Genomic DNA, 7,696 nt, shown 5'->3' with positions numbered 1-7,696 from the left:
GCCCCGGGGGGGCCGGCGTCGGGTCTCCCGTGGCCGGGTGACCCGCGGGCCGGAGCTTCCCCCCGGCCCGGAGGGGGGGGCGCGGCGCGGCCTCACTTCCTCAGGAAGGCGAGGAGCGCGCTGTTGACCTCCTCCGCGTGGGTCCACAACAGGCCGTGCGGGGCGCCCTCGATCTCCACGTAGTCGGCGGAGGGCAGTGCCTTGTGGAACGGCCGTCCTGTCGCCTCGACCGGCAGAATCCGGTCGCCCGTGCCGTGCAGGATCAGGGCCGGCACGTCGATGGCGGGGATGTCGGCCCGGAAGTCGGTGTACCAGGTGGACGGCGCGGCGGCCGCGGCGAAGAATCCACCGCCTGCCGCGACGTTCCAGCTGTTGCGCACGGCCTCCTCGCTGATGCGCGAGCCGAGGTTCTCGTCGAGGTTGTAGAAGTCCTTGTAGAAGTTGGTGTAGTACGCGTAGCGGTCCGCCTTGACGGCCGCGACGACGCCGTCGAAGAACTCCTTGGGAGCGGCTCCGTCAGGGTTGTCGTCGGTCTTGAGCAGCCAGGGTTCCAGCGAGGCGAGGAAGGCGACCTTGGCGATCCGCGCGGAACCGTAGGTGGACACATACCGGGCGACCTCTCCGGTGCCCATGGAGAACCCGACCAGGACGGCGTCCTGCACGCCGAGCGTGTCCAGCACGGTGTTCAGGTCGGCCGCGAAGGTGTCGTAGTCGTAGCCGGTCGTCGGCTGGCTGGACTGTCCGAAGCCGCGACGGTCGTACGTGATCACGCGGTAGCCCGCGTCCAGCAGCGCGGCGCTCTGCCGTTCCCAGGAGTGCCCGTTGAGCGGGAAGCCGTGGATCAGGACAACCGGCTGTCCGGTGCCATGGTCCTCGTAGTAGAGGTCGATGCTGGTGGAGTTCTCCCGACCTACGGTGATGTACGGCAAGGCTTTTCCTTCGTTCAGAGTGACTGGTGCGCGCAGAGACGTGCTCCGACTCGGTGAGGCGGGGCGTCGTGCGGACGGGATCGGCTCTTGGGTGGCCGACGCCCAGCCGTTCGCGGCATGTGCGGCACGGGACGGCATCACGCTAATCCGGGCATCTCGTTCCGTGTTGCTCTGGAGTGCATTGCTTCTTGCCTGGCAGTGCGAGGTGCCCAGCAGGCAGGAGTCTTGTACCCGGCCGTCACGTCGGTCACCGCCGTAACGGTCCCTCCTACCGGGCCGGCCCATCGCGCTCGCCGGGGGCGGACACAGCGCCGTACCGGTCGACAGACCATGGTGGTGCAGCCGTCCGGGTGCGCTCAGGGAACCGTTAGAGTGCACGCAGAGACAAGTGTCCACCAGCACAACGCTTGACTGCAGTTGCTCTGCGGTCATCGTGGCGGTGGCGCGAGGCGTCCCGTGTGGGTGGACGCGGTGTCGGCTCGGCCGTTTGTGCGGTGGTCGTCGGTCTCGACACGCGACCGGCTGGAGGTGCCTGTGACCCTTGCGATCGATTCGGTCCGGTTCCCGGTCGGCGGACATTCGGGTCGACGCGGCACGCGGTCTCTTGCCGCGCCCGCGGACCCGGCAGATGTCTCGGGCGGGGCTGCGGTCACCCGGGGCCGGGTGGCCGGAATGCGTGGCCCGCGGGAGAGCGGCGCCACCCGTCGGCGTGGTGGAAGAGCAGCTTCGGCAGGCGGGTGCGCTCGGAGTGGGTCCTGAGGATGGCAGGAGCAGGCGGGCCGCTGTCCCGTAACGGTCTGCGCGGACGGGAGGCGGAGCTCGCAGAGCTCGAGGCACTGATCAGCCGCGTGGCCCGCACCGCGAGCAGTGGGTTGGCACTCATCCAGGGCGAACCCGGTATCGGCAAGACCACGCTGCTCGCCGAAGTCGTCTCCCAGGCCAGGGCCGCAGGGTTCTCCGCCAGTGTCGGCAAGGCCGATGAACTGCACCACATCGTGCCGCTGTCGTCGTTGGCGGCCTGCGTCCTGCAAGGTGAACAGCCGCTGTTGTCCGGCGATGTCTTCGCCGACCTCGCCCGCAACCACGACCAGCGGATCTGGCTGGTGGAACGCCTGGCCGAAGTGATCGAAGCCAGAGCGGGCGGCATGCCGGTACTGATCGGTCTGGACGACGTGCAATGGGCCGACCCGCTGAGCCGGTTCGCCCTGCAGCAGCTTCCGGCGCGTCTGCGGACTTCGCCGGTGCTGTGGATACTGACCGGGCGACGGGACCCCGCGGGCCCGGCAGAGGAGATCCTCGCGGCCGCGGCCGGTAGCCTCACGACCGTCACTGTGCCCTTGGGCCCCTTGACCGGCCAGGCCATCGCTCAACTGGCCGACGACGCACTGGGGGCAGCGGTCGACGAGCAGGTCCGTGAACTCCTCGACGGAGCGGGCGGGAACCCGTTTCTGGCCGTCGAGATGCTCGCGGGCCTGCGCACCGCCGAGGCGACGGACAACGTCGTGCCCCCGGGACTCGTGGTGGGCGTCCGCAGCAGACTCCGGTCCATGAAGCCCGACACACTGCGTTTCCTGCAGATGGGCGCGGTTTTGGGACGCACCTTCGGCTTGCAGGGCGCCGCCGCACTCTGCGGCCGGGCGCCCGCCACACTCATCGCGGCGCTCGAGGAAGCCGTTCGCGCGGGGCTCCTCGACGATGACGGCGAGCACCTGGCCTTCAGGCATGACCTCCTGCGCCAGGCGGTCTACGCCGACATCCTGCCGTCGGCCCGCAAAGCACTGCACCGAGAAGCCGCACGTGTCCTGGTCGCCTCGGGACACCAGCCGATCGACGCGGTGCCCCACGTGCTCCTGGGTGCCCTGCCCGGAGACGAGGAGGCCGTGGCGCTGCTGCGGCGCGCGGCCGATGACGTACTGGCGGTCACCCCGGACCTCGCGGCCGATCTTGTGACCCGTGCCCTGGCCTTGGTGCCGTCGGCAGGGCCGCTGAGGTTCGCAGTGGGTGAGCAGACGATACTTGTCCTGACCCGAGCGGGCAGGAGCCGGGAGGCTCTGTCCACGGGGGACGAGCTACTGGCCGCGCGGCCACCGCTGGAGGTCTTCAGCCGGCTGCAGGCCGCCCTCGGCGGGACGCTGTGGAGCATGGACCTGGCCGGTGAACTGCGCCGCCGGACCGAAGCCGCCCTTGCCCTGGCCGGCGCCCTCCCGGAGATCGCGGCGAGGCTGGCCGCCCTGCGCACCCTTGCCCTGTCGCGTGAGCACGATCTGGCCGCAGCGCGGGAGGCGGGCGAGAGCGCACTGCATCACGCCACCGCGGTCGGCGACCGGGAGGCACACGTGCTGGCCCTGTCCGGGCTCGGCGAGATCGCGCAGAACGCCGGTGAGAACGCGGTCGCGCTGGAACGTTTCGCTGCGTTGAGCGCCATCGATTCCGCCTTCCTGCCCGAAGAGATCGTCGCGCACCTGCACGTGGACGACTTCGAGACCGGGCAACGGCTGCTCCTGCGGGCGACGGAGGCGGGCGCGCCGCGTCAGGCGATGATGCTGTGGGCCCAGGGTCAGCATGATCTCGGCCTCGGCCGGCTCGACGACGCCGACGCCGCTTTCCTGACCATGGAACGCCTGGAAGACGAGGTGGGGGTCCCCGTCCAGCAGGTGAACGGACGCGTGATCCGCTCCCGGATCGCCCTTTTGCGCGGTGACCGGGAAACGGCACGGGAGCATCTGGTCGCGGCGCGGGAAAGGCTGGCGGCCAAGCCGAATGCGGGCAATACCGCCGCCGTGCTCTTTTTGGAAGCGGTGCACGCCGAGGCGGACGGGGATGTGGACCTTTCCGTATCCAAGGTCCGGCAAGTGCAGCAGGTAGGGGCCTTCATGCGCTGGCGGCTCCTGCGCGATTGGGTCGACTGTGCGATACGCATGGCCTTGAGCGCCGCGGACCACGAGCTTGCCGCGGACCTCGCCGCACAGGCCGAAGTCCATGCCGGACGCAACCCTGCCGTACCGACCGCCACGGGTGTCGCGGCACAAGCCCTCGGACTCGTGAAGAACGATCTCGCCCTGCTCGAACGCTCCGTGGAACTGCTCGACGCCGGCCCCCGCGCGCTGGTCCGCGCGGCCGCGTCCGCGGACCTCGGAAGGGCACTCCTGTCGGCGGGCCGCGAGCAACAGGCTGTGGCCGCACTGACCCACGCCCACGACACGTACGCCGATGCGGGCGCCCACGCCGCCGCGGCACGTGTGCGGCAGGCTATGCAGGGCTCGGGCGCCGCCGGCGTCGGGACAGCGCCCGCCCGGCGCCCCGTGCAGGGATGGGGCGCTCTCACGGCCTCGGAGAAGAAGATCGCGCGCCTGATCGCTCAGGGCCACACCAATCGGTCGGCCGCGGAACTGCTCGTGGTCTCCCCGCACACGGTCAACACCCACCTGACATCCGTCTTCCGCAAACTGGAGATCAACTCCCGGGTGCAGCTGGCCAACGCGGTCATGGCGCTGCCCGACAGCTGAGAAATACATTGGTACGTTCACGCGATGCGGTGCCGGACCTGTTCGCGTACGACTGGGGCATCCCCACACAGTCGGAGGCCACCGGCATGCACGCACCCCGTTCCTCGCTCCCGACCATCGTGCTCGTGCATGGTGCGTTCACCGACGCCTCGTCGTGGGCGGGCATCATCAGCCTGCTCCAGGCCGACGGACTGACCGTTCGGGCACCGGCCAATCCGCTGCGCGGTCTGGCGCAGGACGCCGCTTACGTCAGGAGCATGCTGCGGGACATCGACACGCCTGTCGTCCTGGTCGGCCACGACTACGGCGGCGCGGTCATCACCCAAGCCGCCGCCGACGCCGACAACGTCGTGGCTCTGTGCTACGTCGCAGCGTTCGGTCTCGACGCGGGCGAGTGCGTCCTGGACGTCATGAACCGCTTCGCCCCGGCGCCCGTCGCCGACGCGACCTACACCGCCGCTCTGCCGACTCGGACTCCCGACGACCCGGACAGCGAGCTGTACATCCGCCAGGAACTGTTCCCTCAGGTCTACGCCGCCGATCTGTCGCCCACAGCCACGAAGCTGATGTCCGTGACGCAACGCCCGATCGCCTGCAACGCACTGACCGGCCGTTCGGGCCCGCCCGCATGGGCCTCCAAGCCGTCCTGGTACGCCATCGCGAACGCGGACCGCATTCTCAACCCCACCGCCCAGCGCTTCATGGCGCAACGCATGGCGGCCACCGAGCACGTGCTGGAGGGGTCACACGCCGTTGTGCTGTCGCAGTCCGGTGCCGTGGCGGCGATGATCCGGGAGGCGGCGCAGCAGGGACGATGACCGAGGCGGCGACGGGGAACCGCTGCCGAAAACCCCGCGCGGCAGTCAACCGGCAGTGCGCCCCGCGGCACGTTCCGGCGGGGTGTTTATGATGCATTCGAACAGAAGCCGCCGGTTCGGGCCACCCTGACCGCCCCACGAGTCCGCAGTCCTTGCGACACCGTCCCCGGCTCGCACAGGGTCACACTGCAAAGGCACTCGCATGATCTCACCGGCCGGACGCCCGGTGCGGCGTATCGCCGCCCGCCTGGCGGGAGTCGTGGCCTTGGTACTGGCCGTGCCCGGGTGCGTCGGCGGAGCCGGTGCCGGCCCCGCCACCGGCAAGGTCACCTCCATCACCGTGCTCGATTACTACACCCAGCGGTCCGAGCACACGCAGTGGAACGAAGTGCTCACGGCGTGCGGCAAGGCCGCCGGAGTCAGGGTCGAGCACACGAGCGTTCCACCGGCCTCCCTCGTCCCCAGGGTCCTGCGGCAGGCATCGTCGCGGACTCTTCCCGACCTCCTCATGCTGGACAACGCCGACCTTCAGCAGGTCGCCCGGACCGGCGCGTTGACCCCGCTGAACCAGTACGGCATCGACACCAGCGGCTTCGCCGAGGGCATCCTGTCGGCGGGCACGTACGAGGGAAAGGTGTACGGTCTTGCCCCCTACGTCAGCACGGTCGCCCTCTTCTACAACAAGGACATGCTCGCCGAGGCCGGTGTCGCCGTGCCGAGAACCTGGGACGAACTCAAAGAGGCGGCCGCCGGGTTGACCCGGCAGGGGCGCTACGGCATGGCGGTCGACGCGAACGCCACGTTCGAAAGCAGCTGGCAGTTCCTGCCGTTCCTGTGGACCAACGGCGGGCACGAGAAGCAGCTGGACACTCCGCAGGCCGCGCAAGCGCTCCGCCTGTGGGTCGACTTGGTGAGGAGCGGCTCCATGTCGAAGTCGGTGCTGAACTGGACACAGGCCGACGTCCACGATCAGTTCGCCGCCGGCCGGACGGCGATGATGATCAACGGGCCCTGGCGGATCGCTGCCCTGAACAACGACAAAAACATGAACTGGGGGGTGGCCCCCGTTCCCGTTCCTCGAGCGGGGCAGGCCCCCATCACGCCCCTGGGCGGCGAGGTGTGGACGGTCCCGCAGAACTCTTCCAAGGACCGGCAGGAGAAGGCTGCTGAGGTCCTCGCGTGCCTGAACAGCGCCCCCAACACGCTCACCCTGGCAGAGCAGCACTTCACCGTGCCGTCCCGCACCGCGGTCGCCGCCCGCTACGCCGAGCAGGACCCGGCCATGGCCGTCTTCGTCGACAGCGTGGAAGGGGCACGCGTGCGTACCGGCGAACTCGGCGTCAGGTGGCCCAAGGCGGCGACCGGGATCTACACCGCGATCCAGTCCGCACTGACGGGCGAGCAGACACCGGAGGAAGCTCTCAGGCATGCGCAAGAGATCGCGACGAGTGACTGACCGGTCTCTCGCCTTGCGGACGGGCACCGGCCGGGACGAGGACCCGGCCGACGCGAGGGCCCGCAGCGCACCGCGGGTACGCTCCGGGGACCGGCTGGCCCAGTGGTTGTTCGTCGTGCCCGCCGGGGCGTACCTGCTGCTGTTCTTCGGATACCCGCTCGTCAAGAACATCGTGATGAGTTTCCAGCAGTACACGACCACCACGTTCTACACGGGGCACGCTCCGTTCGTGGGACTGCGGAACTACGCAGACGTTCTTTCGGCGGATCTGTTCTCCCGGGCCGTGATCACCACGATGCTGTTCACGGCCGGATCGATCCTCGGACAGTTCGTGTGCGGTCTGGCCATGGCACTGTTCTTCCAGCATCGGTTCCCGCTCGGCCGCGTGCTGCGATCGCTCCTGTTGCTGCCGTGGCTGCTTCCCCTGGTGGTCTCCGCAACGACGTGGAGGTGGATGCTCGACCCCGACACCGGCGTCGTCAACGCGGCGCTGCGCGGCCTCTACCTGTCGTCGTCGGGCGTCCCCTGGCTCACCGGAACCTCAGAGGCGTTGGTGTCGGTGATCCTCATCAACATCTGGGTCGGAATCCCCTTCAACACCGCGATCCTGTACGGCGGCCTGCAGGACATCCCCGCGCACCTGTACGAGGCGGCGAAGCTGGACGGTGCCGGAGCGGTCAAGTCGTTCCGGCATGTCACATGGCCGCTGCTGCGGCCCGTGGCGAGCGTCGTCCTGGTGCTGGGCGTGGTCTACACGGTCAAAGTGCTCGACATCATCCTCGTGGTGACGGGCGGAGGACCGGCGGGGGCCACGGAGACCATCGCCACGCGGGCCTACGAGCTGTCCTTCCAGCAGTACGAGTTCGGGCGCGGTGCCGTGCTGAGCAACGTGCTCATCGTCTTCTCGCTCGTGTTCGCCCTCATCCATCTGCGCGCCAACCGGCGTGCGCTGACCCTCTGAGAGACGGCCCCCGTGAAGCCCTCATC

5 protein-coding genes are annotated in these 7,696 nt (G+C 69.3%); 4 read left to right on the top strand and 1 reads right to left on the bottom strand.

Annotation, left to right across the window (positions count from 1 at the left end):
• Positions 1–92 precede the first annotated feature (92 nt).
• Positions 93–929 carry an alpha/beta fold hydrolase gene (locus tag ACWFR3_RS40915; RefSeq protein WP_453739794.1) on the bottom strand — a complete coding sequence of 279 codons (837 nt, stop codon included), beginning with the start codon at positions 927–929 and terminating at the stop codon, positions 93–95.
• A 761-nt stretch (positions 930–1,690) separates the two neighbouring features.
• Between ACWFR3_RS40915 and ACWFR3_RS40910 the strand changes: the two genes are divergently transcribed.
• The 4 genes from ACWFR3_RS40910 to ACWFR3_RS40895 all read left to right on the top strand — a co-directional run bounded on the left by ACWFR3_RS40910 (position 1,691) and on the right by ACWFR3_RS40895 (position 7,670).
• Positions 1,691–4,435, top strand: a complete 2,745-nt coding sequence (locus ACWFR3_RS40910) for a helix-turn-helix transcriptional regulator (protein ID WP_453739793.1) — start codon at positions 1,691–1,693, stop codon at positions 4,433–4,435.
• Between the two features lie 29 nt (positions 4,436–4,464).
• Positions 4,465–5,253 carry an alpha/beta hydrolase gene (locus ACWFR3_RS40905; protein WP_453739792.1) on the top strand — a complete coding sequence of 263 codons (789 nt, stop codon included), beginning with the start codon at positions 4,465–4,467 and terminating at the stop codon, positions 5,251–5,253.
• A 202-nt stretch (positions 5,254–5,455) separates the two neighbouring features.
• Positions 5,456–6,709, top strand: a complete 1,254-nt coding sequence (locus ACWFR3_RS40900) for a sugar ABC transporter substrate-binding protein (protein WP_453739791.1) — start codon at positions 5,456–5,458, stop codon at positions 6,707–6,709.
• Positions 6,702–7,670 carry a carbohydrate ABC transporter permease gene (locus tag ACWFR3_RS40895; protein ID WP_453739790.1) on the top strand — a complete coding sequence of 323 codons (969 nt, stop codon included), beginning with the start codon at positions 6,702–6,704 and terminating at the stop codon, positions 7,668–7,670. The genes ACWFR3_RS40900 and ACWFR3_RS40895 overlap by 8 nt, the downstream gene beginning before the upstream one ends.
• Positions 7,671–7,696 lie beyond the last annotated feature (26 nt).

It is taken from the genome of Streptomyces sp. NPDC055189 (genome assembly GCF_053606765.1).
This window is presented reverse-complemented; position numbering and strand designations above follow the sequence as displayed.